Origin of the sequence: Saccharopolyspora sp. NPDC047091, assembly GCF_040643635.1 — a bacterium.
Classification (GTDB): domain Bacteria; phylum Actinomycetota; class Actinomycetes; order Mycobacteriales; family Pseudonocardiaceae; genus Saccharopolyspora_C.
Map to the genome: position 1 here is coordinate 20550 of NZ_JBEYUS010000061.1, position 19478 is coordinate 40027.

The window sequence follows — 19478 nt, forward strand, 5'->3', positions numbered from 1 at the left end:
GTCGGGCTGATCGCACGGAGCCGCGGGGTCAGCGCAGCCGGTGGGTGCCGTCGGGGAGGCGTTCGGTGCGGCGGTCGCGGGCGAGCAGTTCCAGCAGGGGCAGGGCGACGCGGCGGGTGGTGCGCAGGGCGCGGCGCGCCTCGGCGGGGGTGAACGGTTGGGGGAGGGTGGCGAGGACGTCGAGGGCGCGGTGGTCGGCGCCTGCGGAGAGCACCACGCCGGGGGCCAGGCGCAGCAGTTCGCCTGCGCGGGCGGCGGCGGCCAGGGCGGCCGGTCCGAGGCCGAGGTCGTGGAGTTCGGCGGCGGTGGGCGCGGTGAACGGGTCGGCGTGCAGCGCGGTGCGCAGGGCGCGCAGCGCGGCGGCGATCTCGGGGGGCCACGGTGCGGTGCCCAGGTGCAGCCTGCCGTCGCCGCGGTGCACGTCGCGGGCGGCGGGGGTGTGCAGGACCGGTTCGAGCAGGGCGGGGTCGGGCAGGTGCAGGGCGCGGCGGGCGGCTTCGAGGCTGAGGCCCGCGTCGAGGGGGTGCTGGTCGCGGTGGTCGTGCAGCAGGTGCACGAGGTGTTCGGCGAGGGTGTCGCGGTGGGCGGGGTCGAGCAGCCAGCCGTGGGCGGTGGGTGCGTCGGCGGGTGGTTCGGCGCCCATGGCGCGCAGTTCGTCGCGGCGGACCAGCTTGCGGCGCCGCAGTTCGCCGGTGCCGTCGGGGGTGGTGGGCAGGGTGTCGAGTTCGCGGGCGCGGTCGCGGGCCGCGCCGCGGCGGCGCAGCGGTGGGGGTCGCACGTCGAGCAGGTCGGCGCCGTGGATGTGGTGGCCTCCGGGGTCGCGCAGCAGGATCCGGTCGCCGATGCGCACCGGTAGCGGTGCGCGGAGGGCGAGGCGGGCGGTGCGGGGGCCGAGCGGGCGGATGCGGGCGGGTACGGCGGCGGAGCCGAGGTGCAGCACGAGGTGCCGGGGCAGGTCGACGGGGTCGGTGTCCGGCAGGCGCACGTCGAGCAGGTCGCTGCCGAGTCCGCTGTGCGGGGTGAGCAGGGCGTGCCCGCGGCGCACCTGGTCGAGGGGGATGCCGCGCAGGTTCACGGCGACGCGGGCGGTGGCGGTGATCCGGCCGCGGGGTTCGCCGAGGGCGTGCAGTCCGCGCACCGCGACGTCGCGTCCGCCGGGGTGCAGCAGCAGCCGGTCGCCGGTGCGCAGGGTGCCTGCGGTGAGGGTGCCGGTGACGATGGTGCCTGCGCCGCGGAGGGTGAAGGCCCGGTCGATCCACAGCCGCACCGGGGCGGTGGTGTCGGGGGTGGGCAGCGAGTCGGTGAGCGCGGCCAGCGCGGTGCGCAGGTCGGGCAGGCCGGTGCCGGTGCGGCTGCTGACGTGCACGGCGGGTGGGGTGCCGAGCGCGGTGTCGGCGAGGTGTTCGCGCGCCTGGGTTTCGGCGGTGGTGGGGTCGGCGAGGTCGGTGCGGGTGATGGCCAGCAGGGCGTGGCGGACGCCGAGGGCGTGCAGCGCGGCGAGGTGTTCGCCGGATTGCGGTCGCCAGCCTTCGTCGGCGGCGACGACGAACAGCACCGCGGGTGCGGGTCCGGCGCCGGCGAGCATGGTGGGCACGAACCGTTCGTGGCCGGGGACGTCGACGAACGCGAGGGTGCGTGCGCCGAGGGTGGTCCAGGCGAAGCCGAGGTCGATGGTCATGCCGCGGTCGCGTTCCTGCACCAGCCGGTCGGGTTCCATGCCGGTGAGCAGCCGCAGCAGCGTGGTCTTGCCGTGGTCGACGTGCCCGGCGGTCGCGATCACGTGCATCGGGTGGCCGCCGTGGTGGTCTCGACGAGCAGGTCGTCGTCGGCAGGGGCGATGGCGAGCAGGTCGAGCAGGCAGCGGTCCTGTTCGACGCGGGCGAGCACCGGGGTGGGGGCGGTGCGCAGGGCGGTGGCGCACCGGGCGGGCAGGGTGATCGCGGCGCTGGGCAGGTCGACGCCGGGTGCGCCGCCGCCGCCGACGGTGCCGGTGCTGCGGCAGGTGTCCGCGTCGATGCCGTGCGCGCGCAGGGCGGCGGCGATGCGGTGGGCGCGGGCGAGCAGGTCGTCCTGGGTGCGGTCGAGGGCGCGGGCGGTGGGGGTGGCGGGTCCGCGGACGGTGGCTTCGAGGGCGGCGAGGGTGAGCTTGTCGACGCGCAGCGCGCGGGCCAGCGGGTGCCGCCGCAGCCGGGTGATCAGGTCGGTGGTGCCCAGCAGCAGTCCGGCTTGGGGGCCGCCGAGGAGTTTGTCGCCGCTGGCGGTGACCAGGTCGGCCCCGGCGGCGAGGGTGCGTTGCGCGTCCGGTTCGGCGGGCAGCCGGGGGTGGGGGTGCAGCAGCCCGGATCCGATGTCGGTGACCACCGGCACCGGCAGCGCGCGCAGGTCGGCGACGGGGACCTGGGAGGTGAAGCCGGTGATGCGGAAGTTCGACGGGTGCACTTTGAGCACGAAACCGGTGTCGGGGCCGATCGCGTCCCGGTAGTCGTCGAGGTGGACGCGGTTGGTGGTGCCGACTTCCCGCAGCCGCGCGCCGGTGGCGGTGAGCAGATCGGGGATGCGGAATCCGTCGCCGATCTCGACGAGCTCCCCGCGGGCGAGCACGATCTCGCGGCCGGCGGCGAGCGCGGTGGCCGCCAGGGCGAGGGCGGCGGCCCCGTTGTTGACCACGTGCGCGTCCTCGGCGGCGGGCACCGCGGCCAGCAGTGCGTCGCGGGTGCTGCGGCCGCGGGGTCCGCGGGCGCCGGTCGCGAGGTCGAGTTCGACGTCGGTGGTGCCCGCGGCGGCGCGGACGGCCTCGAGCGCGGCGTCGGAGAGCGGGGCGCGGCCGAGGTTGGTGTGCAGCAGCACCCCGCTGGCGTTGAGGACCCGCCGCATCCGGCAGGCGGTGTCGGGCAGCGCGGCGAGGGCGGCGGCGGTGACCCGCTCGGGTGGCAGGTGCCCGAGGCGGGCCTGCTGCTGGGCGTCGCGGACCGCTTGGCGCACCACGTCGCGGCCGAGCCGGTCGGCGGCGCTGCTCAGCAGCGGGTCGTCGAGGACCTGGTCCGTGGCGGGGATCCGGCGCCGCAAGTCCATGAGCCGCAGCCTAGGAGCAGCGCTTCGGGGGCGCTCGACTTCTGTCGCGTGGGGGCGGAACCTCAGCGTCCTCGTCGCTGCGGGATCGTTTTCACCGGTGGCTCCGCCACAAGCGACAACGTCGTCCTCGTGAGAACACCGCTGAGAACCCGCTGCGGTGCCGGGTGCTCGGGTGGTCGACGGCTCAGCGGCTGCGCCGCTGACGGGAGAACCGCTGGATCGCGGGAAGTGTCAGGGTTGTTCGCCGCGCCAGGTGGCTCGGTAGCGGGCTGCGGCTTCGGCGTCCATGCGGGAGCGGACGGCGGAGCCGTGGCCGGGCGGGAAGCCGTGCCGGGCCAGTCGCGCGTCGACGCTCTCCACCGAACTGGTCAGCACGATCCGCAGCACCACCAGCACCCCGAGCAGCACCGAGCCCAGCGCGATCGGCCAGGAACCACCGGCCCACCACAGCACCGCGAAGACCAGCGCGATCAGCGGCAGCACGTGCAGCAGGCCGCGCACGCACACCCGCAGCACCCACGTCGAGCAGGTCGCGTCCCGCAGCACCCACTCCCGGTAGGCGGCGGGCAGCGTGCCGCCGTACTGGTAGTACAGCCACCGCAGAGGGCCGGGACGCTCGATCGCCACGACGGGGATCCTAGTCGCCGCCGTGGCCGCGCCCGGTCGGTGCCGGGCCGGCGCGGGCCTGGTGCGGCGGAGGCGGACGGGAATCGAACCCGCCTGACCGAGGTGCTCGGCCACGTCGGTGTTGAAGACCGCGGGGGCCACCAGGCGCCCTGACGCCTCCTCTGCCGCGCGCCCGAACCTACGCCGGGTCCGGGTCGCGCGCGGGACGGCGGCGGTCCGGGGTGGACAGGTAGGCGAGGCCCATCTCGGCGAGCTCGTCGGCGTAGCGGTGCAGGGCCTGCTCGTCGGCGGGCCGGTCGGGGCGCACCGAGTTGTGGAAGCAGGCGCCCAGCAGTGCGCGTGCCACGGCGTCGAGGGCGGCGCGCGGGTCGTCGCGGCGGATCTCGGCGGTGTGCGGGGCGGCGGCGTCCAGCAGCAGCCGGTGCACCTCGGTGATGGTGCGGGCACCCCGGTCGAGGACGTCGATCTCGCCGGTGCGCAGCAGGTAGGGGAACAGCGAGCGGGTCGAGGTGAACGAGCGCAGCAGCGCCTCGGTGTAGGCGTGCAGCACGCCCGGCAGGGTCGGTTCGGCGGTGCGCAGCGCTTCGGCGAGGTCGGCTTCGCGCTGGTGCAGCATCCGGTCGGTGAGGGCGGCCAGCAGCTGGTCCTTGCCGTCGAAGCGGCGGTAGATGGAGCCGACGGAGACTCCGGCGCGCTCGGCGACGCCGCTGACCGTGAGCTGTTCGAGGCCGATGTCGAAGGCGAGTTCCTCGGCGGCTTCCAGCACGCGCGCCAGGGTGGCGGCGCTGCGGGCCTGGAGGGGTTGCCGGTAGTGCGCCCGGGGGTCCGGCTCGTCGGTCATGGCCGCATCGTATCGGCGCTGATCGGCGGGTTCGTGCTTGACGAGCGGGGCCCGCACCCCGTTATATTCGAGAACGAGAATTCGCGTTCGCATTTGGAGGGCCGTCATGCCGACATCCCAGGACGAGGGCACCGCGCTGCTGCACGCCATCCGGCAGCAGCGCCCCCGGCTCGCCGCAGGCGGCTTCACCGCCGACCGCGACCACGCCGACCCCGCGGGCAACCTCGCGCTGCTCGCCGACCTCGGCGCCGCCCGGCTCGTGCTGCCCGCCGAGCACGGCGGCCTCTGGGACGGCACCGAACGCGGCGGCTGGGGCACCCTCATCCGCGCCGTCCGCGAGATCAGCGCGGGCGACGGGCCCACCGGGCAGAACTGGCTGACCACCGCCCTGGTCTCCCGCGAGCTGTTCGGCCCCGGCAACGGCCTGCCCGCCGACACCCGCGCCGAGCTGGCCGGGCGGGTGCTGCACGACGGACTGCGGTTCGTCTCCTCCGTCGCCGAAACCGGCACCACCGGCAAGGTCACCGCCCGCCGCGTCGACGGCGGAATCGCGGTCACCGGCACCAAGACCTTCAACTCCAACAGCGGCGGCGGGGGTGTCGCGGTGGTGCGCTGCCTGCTCGACGGCGCCCCGCACCAAGCGCTCGTCGACCTCGACGACCCGCGGATCGAGACCCGCGACGACTGGGACAACATGGGCCAGCGCGGCACCCGCAGCCGCACCCTCACCTACCGGGACGTCGTCGCCCCCGACGGGCGCCACCGGCCCGCGGCCACCGAACCGTCCCCGACGTTCCTCGGCGGAGTCATGCTGCTGCACGCCGCACTGCTGCAGGGCATCGGCGAAGGCGCCCTCGACGCGCTGCTCGGGCACGCCCGCACCATGACCCGCGCCTCGCTGCCCCGCTTCGACGGGCCCGCCGACGACCCGCTGGTGCTGCGCCGCATCGGCGCCACCTCCAGCAGGCTCGCCGCCTCCCGCGCCCTGCTGCACACCGCCGCCGACCGGCTCGAAACCGGCGCCGACGACCCCGACGAGATCGCCGTGGACTGCTTCCGCGCCAAGGTCACCGCCGTCGAATCCTCCCTCGACGCCGCCGCCGAGATCCACGAGATCACCGGCGCCCGCAGCACCTCCAACACCCACGGCTACGACCGGTTCTGGCGCAACGCCCGCACCTTCGCCTCCCACGACCCCGTCGACGCCAAGAACGTCTACATCGGACGCCACGAGCTCACCGGCACCGTCCCCGACCTGTCCACCGTCGTCCGGTTCTGACCGCGCCGCGCGGGTTCCGGTGCGCGCAGGTGCACTGGAACCCGCACCCGGCGAGAGGAACCCCCATGCGACCGGACACCCTGTTCGAACCCTCGCACCACGAACCCGGCCCCGAGCACGGCGTGCGCAGCGAGTTCGACCCCGGCACCCGCACCCTGCCCGCCGGGACGCGGCTCGCCCCCCGGTTCCGGGCGCTGCCCGCCGACATCGTCCTCGACAAGGACGTGCCCGTCCCGGTGCGCGACGGCACCACCCTGCGCGTCGACGTGCTGCGCCCACCCGGCGACGACCCGGTGCCGGTGCTGGTCGCCTGGAGCCACCACGGCAAGAGCCACGGCAGCTCCCCGGCCGCCACCGCCCTGTTCGACCTGCTCGGCATCGACCACGGGGGCCTGTCCGGGCTGCAGACGTTCGAAGGACCCGACCCCGCCTACTGGTGCGCGCACGGCTACGCCGTGTGCCACCCCGATCCGCGCGGCATCGCCGAATCCGAGGGCGACAGCGCCCTGTTCGGCAGCCAGGAAGGCCAGGACTGCCACGACCTGGTCGAATGGCTCGCCGAGCAGGACTGGTGCACCGGGAAGGTCGGCATGACCGGCACCTCCTGCGCGGCGGTCGCCCAGTGGTTCACCGCCGCCGAACGCCCACCGCACCTGGCCGCGATCAACCCGTGCTCGGGATTCAGCGACGTCCACCGGGACCTGGTGCTGCGCGGCGGCATGCCCGACACCGGCGTCGCCGAACACCTGCAGCACGGCAGCTGCGGGCGCAACCGGCGCGAGGACCTGCTCGCCGAAGTCGAGGCGCACCCGCTGATCGACGCGCTGTGGCGGGACAAGACCGCCGACCTCGCCCGGATCACCACCCCCGCCTACGTGGTCGCCGGCTACGGCGACGCGCTGCACACCCCGGGCACCTTCCGCGCGTGGCGCGGCCTGTCCTCCGCGCAGAAGTGGCTGCGCACCCACCCCGCCCAGGAGTGGACCGACTACTACCACCCGGACAACATCGCGGACCTGCGCCTGCTCGACCTCGAAGGCGGCGATCGCGCCGGGCTGCCCGCCGACCGGTTCCCGCCCGCCGAGGTCACCGCCGTCGACCACCACCTCGACGCCGCCACCCGCACCCTGCGCCCGACGCCGCCCGCCGCGGCGGGGGAGGTCTCCTACGACACCGGCACCGACCCGGCGCTGGTGTCGTTCACCCTCCGGTTCCCGCAGCGCACCGAACTGATCGGCTACCCGAAGGCGCACCTGCGGGTCGAAGCGCGCGGGGCCGACGACATGGACCTGTTCGTGCTGCTGCAGCAGCTCGACACCGGCGGCACCCCGCTGCGGCGGTTCACCGTGCCCGGCCGAGGCGCGCTGCTGCAGGACCTCACCGAACGGGGCGGGTCGGCGCTGCGCTACGCGGGCCCCCACGGCAGGCTGCGCGTCTCCGCCCGGCACCTCGACGCGACCGCGAGCACCGCCGACGTGCCGGTGCACGGCTTCGACCGGGTCGAACCGCTGCGACCCGGGCAGGTCGTCGACGTGGACGTCGACCTGATGCCGATCGGGCTGGTCTGCCACCCCGGCGAACAGCTGCGGCTGGTCATCAGCTCCCGCGACCTGCTCGGCCCGAGCATGCCCGGCATCCGCGACCACGCGCCCCGCAACAAGGGCACCCACGTCATCCGCACCGGGCCCGGCGCCTCCTACCTCCGGCTCCCGATCCGCGCCCGCTGAGACGAGGCCCGTTCACCCCGGAACACCGGTCGAACGGGTCGTGCACCCCGGGAGAACCGGCGCGGGGGCGGGGGCGCGGATACGGTCCGCGAGGTGACGGAACTCGACGCGCCCACCCGGTACCGGCTCACCCAGTACGCCCACGGCGGCGGCTGCGCCTGCAAGATCCCGCCGGGTGAGCTGGAGGAGGTCGTCGCCGACCTGCGCGGCGTGCCCGACCCGGCGCTGCTGGTCGGCCTCGACGACGGCGACGACGCCGCCGCGGTCCGCGTCGACCCGGCCGGGCAGGCGGTGGTGAGCACCGCCGACTTCTTCACCCCCGTCGTCGACGACGCCTACGACTGGGGGCGCATCGCGGCCACCAACGCCCTGTCCGACCTCTACGCGATGGGCGCCCGCCCGGTGCTGGCGATCAACCTGCTGTGCTGGCCCCGCGAGCGGCTCCCGCTCGAACTGGCCCGCGAAGTGCTGCGCGGCGGCCTCGACGTCGGCCGCGCCGCCGGGTGCCCCGTCGCCGGTGGGCACAGCGTCGACGACCCCGAACCGAAGTACGGCATGGCCGCCACCGGCACCGCCGACCCCGGGGCGCTGCTGCGCAACGACGCCGGACGGGCCGGAGTGCCGCTGTCGCTGACCAAACCCCTCGGCATCGGCGTGCTCAACACCCGGCACAAGGCCACCGGCGAGGTGTTCGAGCAGGCCGTGGCCGCCATGACCGAGCTCAACGCCGACGCCTCGGCCGCCGCGCTCGCCGCCGGGGTGCGCTGCGCCACCGACGTCACCGGCTTCGGGCTGCTCGGGCACCTGCTGAAGCTGGTGCGCGCCAGCGGGGTCTCCGCCGTCCTCGACGCCGCCGCCGTCCCCTACCTGGACGGGGCGCGGGACGCGCTGCGCGACGGACACGTCAGCGGCGGCACCCACCGCAACCTCGACTGGGTGCGCCCGCACTGCTGCCTCGCCGCGGTCAGCGAGGGGGAGGCGCTGCTGCTGGCCGACGCCCAGACCTCCGGCGGGCTGCTGGTGGCCGGGGAGATCCCCGGCGCACCCGTCATCGGCGAACTCGTCCCGCGCGGCGAACACCACATCACCGTCCGCTGACCCCACGCCGCCGTACACCCGTTCCGCGGCGAGGTCTGCGGAACCAGCCCGCGGGGCGGCGACGAAACCGCCGAGGTTCCGCCGCCCGAACGCTTGCGAAGCAGAAGGGACGGCCGGTCACGACCCGGCGCGGAAGGTGCCGGGGGTGATGCCGTAGCAGCGGCGGAACCAGCGGGTCAGGTGCGCCTGGTCGGCGAACCCGGCCCGTGCGGCGGCCTCCGCCGCGCTCGCCCCCGCACCGAGCGCGTGGCGGGCCTCCCGCAGCCGCAGCTGCCGCTGGTAGGCGCCGGGCGCCAGCCCGTGCGCCGCGGTGAACGCCCGGTGCAGCGCGAACCGGCTGCACCCGGCGATCTCGGCGAGGTGCCGCGCCGAGACCTCCTCGGCCGCGTGGGCGTGCAGGTGCTCGCGCACCGCCCGCACCCCGGCCGGAATCGGGCGCACCGCCGGTTCCCACTCGATCAGCGGTGCCCGCACCGAACCGCGCCGCACCATCGCGTACACCGTGCGGCGCAGCGCCTCGTCCCGCAGCAGCGCGCTGTCCTGCTCCAGCAGCGCCCGGTTCAGCTCGCGCACCGCCCGCGCCAGCACCGGATCGTGCAGCACCGGCTCCGCGAACAGCGGCAGCGCCCGCTGCCCGCCGGGCTCGCCCGCCGCGTCCGCCAGGACCTCCGCGACGACCCGCGGGCCCAGGTGCACGATGCGGTAGGTGAAGCCCTCCGCGATCGCCGAGTGCCCGTCGTGGGTCTCCTCCGGGTTGAACGCCATCACCATCCCCGCCGCGCTGACCCGCGACGCGCCCCGGCAGCGGAACGTCTGCGCGCCGGTCTCGGTCACCCCGAACGAGTAGGCGTCGTGGCTGTGGCGCTCGTAGGTGTGGTCGCGGAAGAACGCGTGCATCGCCTCCAGCGACATCTCCGGGCAGCGCCGGTACCGGATCCATTCGTCTCGCACCCCGCCATTGTCCGCGCGCCCCGCTGCGGGCCCGCGCACCAGCGTTCAAGACCGCCCGCGGTGCACCGCCGCAGGATGCCGCCATGGCTCAGACGAAGATCGCCGTCGTGGTCCGGGACGACCTCGCCGGTTGGCAACGGCTCAACGTGACCGCGTTCCTCAGCAGCGGCATCACCGCCGCCCACCCCGAGCTCGTGGGCGAGCCCTACGCCGACGCCGACGACGTCGGCTACCTGCCGCTGCTGGGCAGGCCCGTCCTCGTCTACACCGCCGACGCCGAACGGCTGCGGCAGGTGCACCGCAAGGCGCTGGACCGGGGGATGCGCCCGGCGATCTACACCGCGCAGATGTTCACCACCGGCGACGACGACGCCAACCGGGCCGTGGTGCGGGCCGTGCCCACCGCCGGCCTCGACCTGGTCGGCATCGCGCTGCACGACGGACGCAACCAGGTCGACAAGGTGTGCAAGGGCCTCGGCCTGCACCCCTGACGCCCGCGCGTCACCGCAGGGGGCGGCCGATCGGGTCGTCGGTGACCTCGCGCAGGCCCGCGGTCGTGTCGGCGAGCAGCGCGGCGAGGATGTCGGGCAACGTCGCGCCGTCGGTGCGCACCAGCCACTCCCGCATCGCCGAACCGAAGCACGTCATCAGCAGCATCGACCACGTGTACAGCCGCGGATCGGGTTCGCCGCCACCGCAGTGCTCGGCGAGGCTGCTAGCCACCTCGTGCACCCAGCGCCGGTGCATCAGGTGCGACTCGTAGTCGCCCCCGGCCTCCAGCGACTCCAGCAGCTGCGCCCGCATCAGGTGCTGGGGGCGGTCGGCCTGCACCCGGGTGGCCGTGTCGAACATGGCCGCGGCCAGCTTGCGCAGCGGGTGCTCGCCCGCGGGACGGGCGGCCAGCACCTCGCGCATCCGCTCCTGCTCGCGCAGCGAATCTCCGAACAGCACCGCGTCCTTGCTGGGGAAGTGGCGGAAGAACGTGCGCGGCGCGATGTCGGCGGCCTCGGCGATCTGCTCGACGGTGGTGTTGTCGAAGCCCTGCTCGGTGAACAACCGCAGCGCCGCCTCCTCGATGCCCGCCCGGGTGCGGGCGGTGCGGCGCCGCCTGCGGTCGACGGGCTCGGCGGATTCGACGGGTGCGGCGGTCATGCGACCCAGGTTCACCCGCTGTGCACGTTCCGTCAACGGTGACTGATGTCATGAGTGACAAATGGCAGTCATGACATAACGTGGGTGGGCATCCTGTCGCACGCGAAATGAGGAGACCTCGTGTCCGGTACCCACCCCGAGTCGGCTTCGGGCGGTGCGCACGCCACCGAAGGCCCGAACACCGAAGGCGAGCGCCGCGCCGTCGCCGACGGCATCGACCTGGGGGTCTATCGCCGCCGCTGGACCACGCTGCTGGTCCTGTGCCTGGCGCTGTCGGCGACGATGCTGGCGAACACCTCGCTCGGCGTCGCCCTGCCGTTCCTGTCCCAGGACCTCGGCTCCTCCCTGTCGGACCAGCAGTGGTTCAGCAACGCCTACGCGCTGGTGTTCGCCGGGCTGCTGTTCACCACCTCCACCGTCGCCGACCGCTACGGGCGCAAGCTGATGCTGCAGGCCGGGCTGGTGCTGTTCGGCGCGGTGTCGCTGTACGTGTGCTTCTTCGTCGGCTCCAGCGCCGAACTCATCGTCGCGCGCGGACTGCTCGGCCTCGGCGGATCGATGATCATGCCGGTGACGCTGTCCATCCTCACCAGCGTGTTCCCCAGCTCCGAGCGCACCAAGGCGGTCGGGGTGTGGGCCGCGGTCTCCGGCGCGGGCACCGCGCTGGGCCCGGTCATCGCCGGGCTGCTGCTGGAGGTCAGCACCTGGCACGCGGTGTTCGCCATCAACGTGCCCGTCGTGGTCGTGGCCGTCCTCGCCAGCATCCGCTACGTGCCGAAGAACGCGGGCAGTCACGCACCCGTCGAAGGCGGCCACGGCGGCATCGACATCGGCGGCGCGATCCTGTCCACCGTCGGCATCACCGTCGTCGTCTACGGCCTCATCGACGCCCAGCACGTCGGCTGGACCGCGCCCCGCACGCTGATCATGGTCGTGGTCGGGCTGCTGCTCGTCGGCGCGTTCGTCGCCTGGGAACGGCGGGTCAAGGACCCGATGCTGGACATGGACCTGTTCCGCAACGCCGGGTTCTCCGCCTCCGCGGTCGCGCTGACGCTGGTGTTCTTCGCGATGATCGGCGTGTTCTTCTCGCTGAGCCAGACGCTGATCCTGGTGTTCGGGTACTCGCCGCTGGGCTCCTCGGTGGCCATGCTCCCGATGTCGGTGATGATGGTGCTGGTCGCCCCGCAGGTCGGGCGCATCGTCGGCCGGTTCGGGCCGCGCACCACCATCGCCGCCGGCCTGGTGCTGGCCGCGTGCGGCATGGCCGGGCTGAGCACCCTGACCGCCGACTCCGGCTACCTGCACCTGCTGCTGCCGCTGGCGCTGACCTCCGGCGGCATGTCGCTGGCGATGGCCCCGGCCACCGACCAGCTGATGGCGAACGTGCCGCGCGCCCGCGCCGGCATGGGCTCGGCCACCAACGACGTCACCCGCGAGGTCGGCGCCTCGCTGGGCGTCGCGGTGCTGGGCAGCGTGCTCGGCAGCGCCTACTCCACCCAGCTCGGCCCGGCCCTGGCGGGACTGCCCGCGCAGGCGCAGGACGTCGCGAAGGAATCGCTGCCCGGCGGCCTGCAGGTCGCCGCCTCCCTCGGGGAGCAGGGCCAAGCCCTGGCCCAGCAGGTCGTGGTCGCCTGGATGGGCGGGATGCGCTTCGCCAACCTCGCCGGTGCCGCGCTGATCCTGCTCGCCGCGCTCATCGCCTGGATCTGGATGCCGCGCACCGCCACCCAGGCCGGCACCCCGGCACCCCAGGCCGCGGGCGCGACCGGCACTGAGGAGATCGGTGCCGAGACCGATCCGGCCCCGGCCACCGGCACCGCCGCCGAACGCGACGACGACCGGCCCGCCGAGAACATCAGCGGCTGACCCGGGACCACCACCGGCTTGCCCCGGTGCCGCGGCGGGTGTCCGATGGAAATCGGACACCCGCCGTCGTCGTTCGCGGGAAGGAGGCCGCCGGATGCCGCAGTGGCTGAACTGGCCGCTGGTCCGCCAGCTCACCGGACCCGACCCGCTCGGGCGCGGCACCGCCGCCCGCAGCCGCCGCACCGACGCCCTCCGCGCCCGCACCGAGGACGCCGACCGCGTCGTGCGCTCGGTGTGCCCGTACTGCGCCGTCGGCTGCGGGCAGCAGGTGTTCGTGCGCGACGGCGAGATCACCCAGATCGAAGGCGACCCGGACTCGCCGATCAGCCGCGGCAGGCTCTGCCCCAAGGGCTCCGCCAGCCGCGAACTCGTCACCGCCCCCACCCGCCAGGACCGGGTCCGCTACCGGCGCCCGCACGGCACCGAGTGGGAGGACCTCGACCTCGACACCGCACTCGACATGATCGCCGACCGCGTGCTGGCCACGCGGGACGCCACCTGGCAGCAGGCCGACGAGGAAGGCAGGCCGCTGCGGCGCACCCTGGGCATCGCGAGCCTCGGAGGAGCGACCCTCGACAACGAGGAGAACTACCTCATGAAGAAGCTCTACACCGCCCTGGGCGCCATCCAGGTGGAGAACCAGGCCCGCATTTGACACTCCTCCACGGTTCCCGGTCTGGGGACCTCGTTCGGGCGCGGAGGGGCCACGACCTTCCTGCAGGACCTGGCCAACGCCGACTGCATCCTCATCCAGGGCTCCAACATGGCCGAAGCCCACCCGGTCGGCTTCCAGTGGGTGATGGAGGCGAAGGCGCGCGGCGCCACCGTCATCCACGTCGACCCGCGCTTCACCCGCACCTCCGCGGTCGCCGACCAGCACGTGCCGCTGCGCGCGGGCAGCGACATCGCGTTCCTCGGCGGGCTGATCCACCAGGTGCTCGAACGCGACGCGCACTTCCACGACTACGTGGTGCACTACACCAACGCCGCCATGATCATCGGGGAGGAGTTCACCGACACCGAGGACCTCGACGGCGTGTTCTCCGGATTCGACCCCGCCGAAGGCGCCTACGACCCGAGCAGCTGGCAGTACGAAGGCGCCGACGCGCTCTCCGCGGTGTCCTGGGAGGAACCGCTGCGCGCCGACCGGCCCGCCAGCCCGCACGGCCGGGAACGCGCAGGCAGCCGCCCCGAACGGGCAGGCTCCGGCGGGCCCGTCTACCACGGCACCCCCGAGACCGACCCGACGCTGCAACACCCGCGCTGCGTGTTCCAGCTGCTCAGGCGGCACTTCGCCCGCTACACCCCGGAAGCGGTGGAGCAGACCTGCGGCGTGCCGCGCGCCGAGTTCCTGCGCGTCGCCGACGCGCTGATCGCCAACTCGGGGCGCGAGCGCACCACCACCATCGCCTACGCCGTCGGCTGGACCCACCACACCGTCGGCGTGCAGTACATCCGCGCCGCCTCCATCCTGCAGCTGCTGCTGGGCAACATCGGCCGCCCCGGCGCGGGCATCCTCGCGCTGCGCGGGCACGCCAGCATCCAGGGCTCCACCGACATCCCCACGCTGTTCAACCTGCTGCCCGGCTACATCCCGATGCCGCAGGCCCGGACCGACCACGACCTCGACGCGTTCGTCGCCGACGACGAGCACGCCCGCGGGTACTGGGCGAACATGCGCTCCTACGTGGTGAGCCTGCTCAAGGCGTGGTGGGGGGAGGCGGCGACCGCCGAGAACGACTACGCCTTCGGCAACGTGCCGCGCCTGACCGGCGACCACGGCACCTTCCAGACCGTCGCCGACCAGATCGACGGCACCGTCCACGGCTACTTCGTGATCGGGGAGAACCCGGCCGTGGGCACCGCGAACTCCCGGCAGCAGCGCCTCGGGCTGGCCAACCTGGACTGGCTCGTCGTCCGCGACCTCAACATGATCGAGACCGCCACGTTCTGGCTCGACGGGCCCGAAGTGCAGAACGGCGAACTGTCCACATCGGACATCGGCACCGAGGTGTTCTTCCTGCCCGCCGCCGCCCACACCGAGAAGGACGGCTCGTTCACCAACACCCACCGGCTGCTGCAGTGGCACCACAAGGCCGTCGAACCCCGCGGCGACCGGCGCAGCGACCTGTGGTTCTACTACCACCTCGGCCGCAGGCTCCGGGACAAGCTCACCGACCGCCGCCACCGGCGCACCCCCGAGCAGCAGGCGAACGACCGCGCCCTGCTCGACCTCACCTGGGACTACCCGACCGAAGGCGACATCGCCGAACCCAGCGCCGAGGCCGTGCTCCGCGAGATCAGCGGCACCGGACCCGACGGGACCACCCTGTCCGGCTACACCGAACTGCGCGCCGACGGCAGCACCTCCTGCGGCTGCTGGATCTACAGCGGCGTGCACGCCGACGACACAAACCAGGCCGCCCGCCGCACACCCGGCCACGAGCAGTCCTGGGTCGCCCCCGACTGGGGCTGGGCGTGGCCGGCGAACCGCCGCACCCTCTACAACCGAGCCTCCGCCGACCCGCAGGGCGAACCGTGGAGCGACCGCAAGGCCTACGTGTGGTGGGACGAGGGCGCCGGGCGCTGGCAAGGCCACGACGTCCCCGACTTCGACATCGGCAAGCACCCCGGCTACCGGCCGCCCGAGGGCGCCACCGGGCCCGCCGGACTCGCAGGCACCGACCCGTTCATCATGCAGAGCGACGGCCGCGGCTGGCTCTACGTGCCCGCCGGGCTCGTCGACGGGCCGCTGCCCGCGCACTACGAACCGCAGGAATCACCGCTGGCGAACCCGCTGCACGACCACCAGCAGCGCAACCCCGCCCGCCAGACCCTCTCCCGCCCCGAGAACCGCTACCAGCCCAGCGGGCACGAACCCGGCGCCGAGGTCTACCCGTACGCGTTCACCACGTTCCGCCTCACCGAGCACCACACCGCGGGCGGCATGAGCCGCTGGCTGCACCACCTGTCCGAACTCGCCCCCGCCATGTTCGCCGAGATCTCCCCGGAACTGGCCGCCGAACGCGGCCTGCACCACCTCGGCTGGGCCACCATCATCACCGCCCGCAGCGCCATCGAAGCCCGCGTGCTGATCACCCGCCGCCTCCGGCCGCTGCGGCTCGGCGACCGCACCCTGCACCAGATCGGGCTGCCCTGGCACTGGGGGCCGAACGGGCTGAGCACCGGCGACGCCGCCAACGAACTGATCGGCGTGTCCCTGGACCCGAACGTGCACATCATGGAGACCAAGGCCGGGACCTGCGACATCCGGCCCGGCCGCCGCCCGCGGGGCCCCGCGCTCGCCGCACTCGTCGCCGAGCACCGCAGGCGCGCCGGCATCACCGAGCGCACCGGAACCGAACACGCCGACGACCCCCGCGACACCGGACGATGAAGGAGCCAGCAGTGGCCGAACACACCAGCTTCAGCGGGCCGCTGGCCGACCCGGCCGCCGACGCCGGCTACACCGGGCACCCCGAACGCGTCGGGTTCTTCACCGACACCAGCATCTGCATCGGCTGCAAGGCCTGCGAAGTGGCCTGCAAGGAGTGGAACCTGCTGCCCGAGGACGGCTTGGAGCTCACCGGCATGTCCTACGACAACACCGGCGACCTCGGTGCCAGCACCTGGCGCCACGTCGCCTTCGTCGAACAGGAACTGCCCGCCACCGACCTGGGCATGCCAGGGATCGGACCACCCGGCGACCCGTCCGACGGCGGGGGAGGCGGGGTGCGGTGGCTGATGTCCTCCGACGTGTGCAAGCACTGCACCCACGCCGCCTGCCTCGACGTGTGCCCCACCGGAGCGCTCATCCGCACCGAGCACGGCACCGTGCTCGTGCAGGACGACGTGTGCAACGGCTGCGGCTACTGCGTGCCCGCCTGCCCCTACGGGGTCATCGACATCCGGCCCGGCGACGGCGGCGCGTTCAAGTGCACCCTCTGCCAGGACCGGCTCGGCGCCGGGCTCGCCCCCGCCTGCGCCACCGCGTGCCCCACCGAGTCCATCCAGTACGGGCCCCTCGACGAACTCCGCGCCCGCGCCGCCCGCCGCGTCGACGAACTGCACGAACGCGGCGAGACCGGTGCCCGCCTCTACGGCCACGACCCCGAGGACGGCGTCGGCGGCGACTCCGCGTTCTTCCTGCTGCTCGACGAACCCGAGGTCTACGGGCTGCCACCCGACCCGGTCGTCACCACCCGCGACCTGCCGTCGATGTGGCGGCACGCCGCGGCCGCCGCCGGTACCGCCGCCGCGCTCATCGCGGCCTGCTTCGCCGGGCGGCGGCGATGAGCCCGCGCCGCGGCGAATCGATCGTGCCCGACGCCGAGTTCCGCTCCTACTACGGCCGCCAGATCATCAAGAGCCCCACCTGGAAGGTCCCCGATGTGCCCCTCTACCTGTTCCTCGGCGGGCTCGCCGGGGGATCGGCGGCGATGGCCGGGCTGGCCGACCTCACCGGGCGGCCCGCGCTGCGCCGCACCGGGCGCATCGCCGCCGCGGCCGGTGCCGGAGCCAGCGTGCTCGCGCTCGTGCACGACCTGGGGCGGCCGCTGCGGTTCCTGAACATGCTGCGGGTGCTGAAACCGACCTCGCCGCTGAGCGTCGGCTCCTGGATCCTCGCCCCGTTCTCCGGGCTCACCGCCGCCGCGGCCGCCGGCGAGCTGTCCGGGCTGCTGCCCGGGCCCGGCAGGCTCGCCGGAGCAGCCGCCGCGGTCCTCGCGCCCGCCATGACCACCTACACCGCGGTGCTGCTCGCCGACACCGCCGTGCCCGGCTGGCACGAGGTGCACCGCGAGCTGCCGTTCCTGTTCGCGGGCAGTGCCGTCTCCAGCGCGGGCGGCGTCGCCCTGCTCACCACCCCGGTCGCCGAAGCCGGCCCGGCACGGCGGATGGCGATCACCGGCGCGGTCGTCGAACTGGCCGCCGAGCACCGGATGCTGCGCCGCGCCGGGCTCGTCGCCGAGGCCTACGACACCGGCACCCCCGGCAGGCTGCTGCGCGCCGCCCGAGCCCTGACCTGGGTCGGCGCCGCCGCATCGGCCCTGGCCGGGCGGAACCGGACGATCGCGGCGGCCGCCGGACTGTGCCTGGCCGTCGGCGGAGCCGCCACCCGCTTCGGGATCTTCGAAGCGGGCCGGGTCACCGCCCGCGACCCCCGCTACACCGTCATCCCCCAGCGGGAACGCCTCGAGGGCCGCACCGGATCTCCGGCCGCCCGGCAGGACGAAGAATGATCTTCGCGAAAGCCGACTGGGCGGTTCACCCGGCCGTGTAGGGTTCCGGCCATGCATGATCGGCCGGGCCCGGACGACCGGCCCCGCGCGACGCCACGACCTCGCCCGGAACGCGCACCCGCCGCACGCGCCGCGCCGCGCCACCGCGAGAATCGCGCGCGACCGGATGCCACCGGCTCCCGCACCCGCAGCACCCAGAAGGAGAACCACGCATGACCGCGTCCAGGTCCGGCACCGAATCGATGCTCACCGGAACCGGCCTGGTCTGCTCCTTCGGCGCCACCCCGGCGCTGCGCGGCGCGGACCTCGCCGTCGATTCCGGCGAGGTCGTCGCCGTCGTCGGCGCCTCCGGCTCGGGCAAGTCCACGCTGCTGCACTGCATGGCAGGCGTCGTCGCCCCCGAATCCGGCACGGTCCGGTTCCGCGGCCGCGACGTCACCGCCATGTCCGACGACGAGCGCAGCGCGCTGCGCCGCTCCGAGTTCGGCTTCGTGTTCCAGTTCGGCCAGCTCGTGCCCGAGCTCAGCGTGCTGGAGAACATCGCGCTGCCGCTGCGGCTCAACGGCGCCGCCCGCGGCAAGTCCGAGACCCGCGCCCGCGACTGGGCCGACAAGCTCGGCGTCACCGCCCAGCTCGACAAGCGCCCCGGGGAGATCTCCGGTGGCCAGGGCCAGCGGGCCGCGCTCGCCCGTGCCCTCGTCGCCGATCCCTCGGTGATCTTCGCCGACGAACCCACCGGCGCCCTCGACTCCACCGGTGGCCGCGAGGTGATGCAGCTGCTCACCGAAACCGCTTCCGAAGCGGGCAGCGCTGTGGTGCTCGTGACCCACGAACCGGCGGTGGCCGCCTACGCGCACCGCGAAGTGGTCATCCGCGACGGGCGCACCGCGGAGGCGGAGGAGGCCGCCCGATGAGCCGGGCCCGCACCTGGCTCGCCGACCTGGTGCTGGGGGTCCGTCTCGCCGTCGGCGATCGCAACACCCCTTGGGGCAGGCTCGCCCTGATGACCATCGGCATCGGCATCGGCGTCCTCGTGCTGCTGATCAGCACCGCCCTGCCGAACTGGCTGCAGGCCCAGCACGAGCGCACCGTGGCCAGGACGATGACCGCGGTCTCCGCCGGGAACGCGCACATCCCGGCCGCCGTGCTCGGGGCCTCGGGCGACACCGAGTTCCGCGGGGACCACGTGTTCGGCAAGTTGCTCCAGCCGATGCGCCCGGACGCGCCGCCGCCTGCCGGACTGGGCCGGTATCCGGCGCCGGGCGAGCTGATCGTGTCCCCGGCACTGGCCGACCTGCTCGCCGAGCCCGGATCCGAGCTGTTGCGCCAACGGCTGCCCGGCACCGTCGCCGGCACCATCGACGACGACGGACTGCTCTCACCCGGCGAGCTGTACTACTACGCGGGCACCACCGGGCTGACCGAGTGGAACGCGGATTACCGCATCGACGACCACTTCGGCGAGCACGCCGCCTCGACGACCGCGACGTCGGCGGACACGCTGACGTTGTGGACGCTCGGCGCCACCGTGCTGCTGCTGCCGGTGGTCGTGTTCGTCATCAGCACGACGCGGCTCGCCGAAGCAGCCCGCCAACGCAGACTCGCCGCACTGCGCCTGGTCGGAG

The 19478-nt window shown here is 74.2% G+C and carries 15 protein-coding genes, 1 tRNA gene and 1 pseudogene; 10 read left to right on the forward strand and 7 right to left on the reverse strand.

Going from position 1 to position 19478, the window contains the following annotated elements:
* Positions 1 to 28: 28 nt before the first annotated feature.
* From selB to ABZ805_RS22500, 5 genes are all read right to left on the reverse strand, one after another.
* Positions 29 to 1786, reverse strand: coding sequence for a selenocysteine-specific translation elongation factor (selB, locus tag ABZ805_RS22480; protein WP_358443569.1), 1758 nt, complete (start codon positions 1784 to 1786; stop codon positions 29 to 31).
* Positions 1777 to 3072: an L-seryl-tRNA(Sec) selenium transferase gene (gene selA / locus ABZ805_RS22485; RefSeq protein WP_358443572.1), complete on the reverse strand. Its 1296-nt coding sequence runs from the start codon at positions 3070 to 3072 to the stop codon at positions 1777 to 1779. Before selA ends, selB begins: the two co-directional genes overlap by 10 nt.
* Before the next feature lie 231 nt (positions 3073 to 3303).
* A complete protein-coding gene (locus tag ABZ805_RS22490; RefSeq protein ID WP_358443575.1) occupies positions 3304 to 3699 on the reverse strand; it encodes a DUF5313 family protein in 396 nt (131 codons plus the stop codon).
* A gap of 67 nt (positions 3700 to 3766) precedes the next feature.
* Positions 3767 to 3859, reverse strand: a tRNA-Sec gene (locus ABZ805_RS22495).
* Positions 3860 to 3877: 18 nt separating this feature from the next.
* Complete coding sequence (locus ABZ805_RS22500; RefSeq protein ID WP_358443577.1) at positions 3878 to 4540, reverse strand: helix-turn-helix domain-containing protein; 663 nt, start codon at positions 4538 to 4540, stop codon at positions 3878 to 3880.
* Between the two features lie 106 nt (positions 4541 to 4646).
* Between ABZ805_RS22500 and ABZ805_RS22505 the strand changes: the two genes are divergently transcribed.
* The 3 genes from ABZ805_RS22505 to selD all read left to right on the forward strand — a co-directional run bounded on the left by ABZ805_RS22505 (position 4647) and on the right by selD (position 8644).
* Positions 4647 to 5819 (forward strand): acyl-CoA dehydrogenase family protein, encoded by a 1173-nt coding sequence (locus ABZ805_RS22505; protein ID WP_358443579.1) that lies wholly within the window; start codon positions 4647 to 4649, stop codon positions 5817 to 5819.
* Between the two features lie 65 nt (positions 5820 to 5884).
* Complete coding sequence (locus ABZ805_RS22510) at positions 5885 to 7546, forward strand: CocE/NonD family hydrolase (RefSeq protein WP_358443582.1); 1662 nt, start codon at positions 5885 to 5887, stop codon at positions 7544 to 7546.
* 93 nt (positions 7547 to 7639) lie between these two features.
* Positions 7640 to 8644 (forward strand): selenide, water dikinase SelD, encoded by a 1005-nt coding sequence (gene selD / locus ABZ805_RS22515; RefSeq protein ID WP_358443584.1) that lies wholly within the window; start codon positions 7640 to 7642, stop codon positions 8642 to 8644.
* A gap of 117 nt (positions 8645 to 8761) precedes the next feature.
* Here selD and ABZ805_RS22520 read toward each other — a convergent pair whose 3' ends face one another.
* Positions 8762 to 9595: an AraC family transcriptional regulator gene (locus tag ABZ805_RS22520; RefSeq protein WP_358443587.1), complete on the reverse strand. Its 834-nt coding sequence runs from the start codon at positions 9593 to 9595 to the stop codon at positions 8762 to 8764.
* An 83-nt stretch (positions 9596 to 9678) separates the two neighbouring features.
* Between ABZ805_RS22520 and ABZ805_RS22525 the strand changes: the two genes are divergently transcribed.
* Positions 9679 to 10086 (forward strand): DUF2000 domain-containing protein, encoded by a 408-nt coding sequence (locus ABZ805_RS22525; protein WP_358443588.1) that lies wholly within the window; start codon positions 9679 to 9681, stop codon positions 10084 to 10086.
* 10 nt (positions 10087 to 10096) lie between these two features.
* Here ABZ805_RS22525 and ABZ805_RS22530 read toward each other — a convergent pair whose 3' ends face one another.
* Positions 10097 to 10747 carry a TetR family transcriptional regulator gene (locus ABZ805_RS22530; protein ID WP_358443591.1) on the reverse strand — a complete coding sequence of 217 codons (651 nt, stop codon included), beginning with the start codon at positions 10745 to 10747 and terminating at the stop codon, positions 10097 to 10099.
* A gap of 120 nt (positions 10748 to 10867) precedes the next feature.
* Between ABZ805_RS22530 and ABZ805_RS22535 the strand changes: the two genes are divergently transcribed.
* The 6 genes and pseudogenes from ABZ805_RS22535 to ABZ805_RS22560 all read left to right on the forward strand — a co-directional run.
* Positions 10868 to 12613 carry an MFS transporter gene (locus ABZ805_RS22535; RefSeq protein ID WP_358443594.1) on the forward strand — a complete coding sequence of 582 codons (1746 nt, stop codon included), beginning with the start codon at positions 10868 to 10870 and terminating at the stop codon, positions 12611 to 12613.
* A 94-nt stretch (positions 12614 to 12707) separates the two neighbouring features.
* On the forward strand, positions 12708 to 16010 hold the full coding sequence (gene fdh / locus ABZ805_RS22540) for a formate dehydrogenase (RefSeq protein ID WP_358443596.1): 3303 nt from the start codon (positions 12708 to 12710) through the stop codon (positions 16008 to 16010).
* An 11-nt stretch (positions 16011 to 16021) separates the two neighbouring features.
* Complete coding sequence (locus ABZ805_RS22545) at positions 16022 to 16909, forward strand: 4Fe-4S dicluster domain-containing protein (RefSeq protein ID WP_358443599.1); 888 nt, start codon at positions 16022 to 16024, stop codon at positions 16907 to 16909.
* Positions 16906 to 17853, forward strand: a complete 948-nt coding sequence (nrfD, locus tag ABZ805_RS22550; protein WP_358443601.1) for an NrfD/PsrC family molybdoenzyme membrane anchor subunit — start codon at positions 16906 to 16908, stop codon at positions 17851 to 17853. Before ABZ805_RS22545 ends, nrfD begins: the two co-directional genes overlap by 4 nt.
* Positions 17854 to 18065: 212 nt before the next feature.
* Positions 18066 to 18767, forward strand: coding sequence for an ABC transporter ATP-binding protein (locus ABZ805_RS22555; protein ID WP_358443604.1), 702 nt, complete (start codon positions 18066 to 18068; stop codon positions 18765 to 18767).
* Positions 18764 to 19478: pseudogene (locus ABZ805_RS22560) on the forward strand (cell division protein FtsX); the annotation flags it as partial. The gene ABZ805_RS22555 and the pseudogene ABZ805_RS22560, both read left to right, overlap by 4 nt.